The sequence below is a fragment of the Protofrankia sp. Cj3 genome, assembly GCF_917627355.1.
Taxonomy (GTDB): domain Bacteria; phylum Actinomycetota; class Actinomycetes; order Frankiales; family Frankiaceae; genus Protofrankia.
Genome location: NZ_CAKJTR010000246.1, coordinates 1 through 2,017, shown reverse-complemented (window position 1 = coordinate 2,017; position 2,017 = coordinate 1). Strand labels below are relative to the sequence as shown.

The window sequence follows — 2,017 nt, the reverse complement described above, 5'->3', positions numbered from 1 at the left end:
AGGACCCCGCGTCACCCTCGCGCCCGACCCGACCGATCGACCGACTCACGAGGCGACATCAAGAAGGAGAACGATGACCACCACGCTCACCGCACTGGACGGACGGCAACTGACCGGCAACATCGGCGCCGAGATCAGCGGACTGCGGCTCTCCGGAGACCTGCCCGACGACGTGATCGCGGCGATCCGGGCCAACCTGCTGGAGCACAAGGTGCTGTTCTTCCGCGGCCAGGATCACCTTGACGACGACGAGCAGGTGGCCTTCGCCCGCCGCCTCGGCCCGATCACCCAGGGGCACCCGAACGTCGCCCCCGACTCGGAGGTCTTCGACCTCGATTACAGCAGGTCGGTCGAGCGCGCCAACGTCTGGCACACCGACGTGACGTTCGTGGTGCAGCCGCCGTCGTTCTCCGTGCTGCGTGGACTGCGGATTCCGGACGTGGGCGGCGACACCATCTGGGCCAACACCGCCAGTGCGTACACCGCGCTACGCCCGGAGCTGCGCGAGCTGGCCGACCAGCTGTGGACGCTGCACACCAACGACTTCGACTATGCCGAGTCCCACGAGCGGATTGAGCGGCTCAGGAACCTCGACCCCTCCCGGTTCGGGAACGGCTTCCTGCCGACGATCTACAAGACGCGGCACCCGCTGGTCCGGGTGCACCCCGAGACCGGTGAGCGGTCCCTGCTGCTCGGCGGCTTCGCCCGCGGTTTCATCGGGTTCAGCTCCTCGACGTTCGAGGCGCTGAAGAAAATCTTCCAGGAGGAGATCACCCGCGCCGAGAACACCGTGCGGTGGAAGTGGGAGACCGGCGATCTGGTCATCTGGGACAACCGCCTCACCCAGCACTACGCCAGCGCCGATTACGGCACCGTTCCCCGCCAGGTCAAGCGGGTGACGGTCGTCGGAGAGGTGCCCGTGTCGGTGCACGGTGAGCACAGCCACGCGCTGCAGGGCGACGCGACCGAGTTCAACAACAGGTTCGCCACGGTGAACTGACCTCTGCCTCACGTCCGTCCCGGTTTGGCGTCCGTCCCAGTCCGGCGTCTGTCCCGGTTCGGCGTTCGTCCCGGTTCGGCGTTCGTCCCAGCGCGCCCCGGGCGCCCTCCGGCCGGCGGTCGGCGGTCAGAAGACTCGCCGCCCGCCAGCCGAGTGACCCACCGGCCCCCGGCCTGCCGAAGGGCGACTCGACGATCCCCGGCTCACCGGACCTCGGCCCCTGGGCTCCCGTCCCGCCAAGGGCCGAGCCGCACCGGAGCGCGGCGCCGGCGCGGGCGCCGACGTCGACGTCGATGACGAAGAAGCAGTACAGACGCCGCAGCGTCACCGCGCAATCCACGTGGAAGACGTCCACGGCCAGCATCGTCGACGCCCGCGTACGCAGGAACTGCCGCCATGTCGTGTCGGTCTGCCGGTGCGGAGCCGGGGGCAGCCCCCGGGACGTCAGGACCCGGCGGATCGTGGAGGCGCTCACCCGGTGACCGAGCTTGAGCAGCTCGCCGGGGATCCGCTGGTAGCCCCACGTCGTGTTCTCGGTCGCGAGCCGCTCGATGAGGGTCACGATCTGCGTGCCGACCGGTGGCCGACCCATCCGCTGGGGATGGGTCCCTTTCCCTACGATCAGACGGCGGTGCCACCGTAGGACGGTGCCGGGCGTGACCAGCCGGAGCGCTCGCAGCGCCTTGGGGAGAAGCCTGATCAGTGCGGCGAGGACTGCCCGGTCCGCCCAGTCCCACCGCGGCTTCGGCTGGGTACGACGCGGCACTGCGACCTCATGGCGCAGCACCGGCAGCTCGATGTCCTTGGACGCCGACGAACGAGCGAGGAGAACCAGCCAGCCACACACCCGCACGAAGATCAGATGAAGCAGGCGTACGAACATGGCTGACCATCATGCCGGCCGCCGCACCGTCGCATCACCCCAGCTCACGGGCCGAAGCCGACTTCTGGCACCCCACAGGGATCGACGAGATCCTGTCCGATACCGTCCCGGCGCGCGCCGTCCAGCCGGGCGCT

At 69.4% G+C, this 2,017-nt stretch carries 2 protein-coding genes; one reads left to right on the top strand and one right to left on the bottom strand.

The genetic code is table 11. The features are described 5' to 3' along the window. The first annotated feature begins 73 nt into the window (after positions 1-73). Entirely contained in the window at positions 74-1,000 is a 927-nt protein-coding gene (locus MJ783_RS21405) for a TauD/TfdA family dioxygenase (RefSeq protein WP_239313225.1), read from the top strand. Here the strand turns inward: MJ783_RS21405 and MJ783_RS21400 are convergent. After that, a complete protein-coding gene (locus tag MJ783_RS21400) occupies positions 972-1,883 on the bottom strand; it encodes a hypothetical protein (protein ID WP_239313223.1) in 912 nt (303 codons plus the stop codon). The genes MJ783_RS21405 and MJ783_RS21400 overlap by 29 nt on opposite strands. Positions 1,884-2,017: the final 134 nt, after the last annotated feature.

Bases quoted from the DNA above. Each gene is read 5' to 3' on its own strand.
- MJ783_RS21405 (WP_239313225.1), top strand. From the start codon at position 74: ATGACCACCACGCTCACCGCACTGGACGGACGGCAACTGACCGGCAAC.
- MJ783_RS21400 (WP_239313223.1), bottom strand. From the start codon at position 1,883: ATGTTCGTACGCCTGCTTCATCTGATCTTCGTGCGGGTGTGTGGCTGG.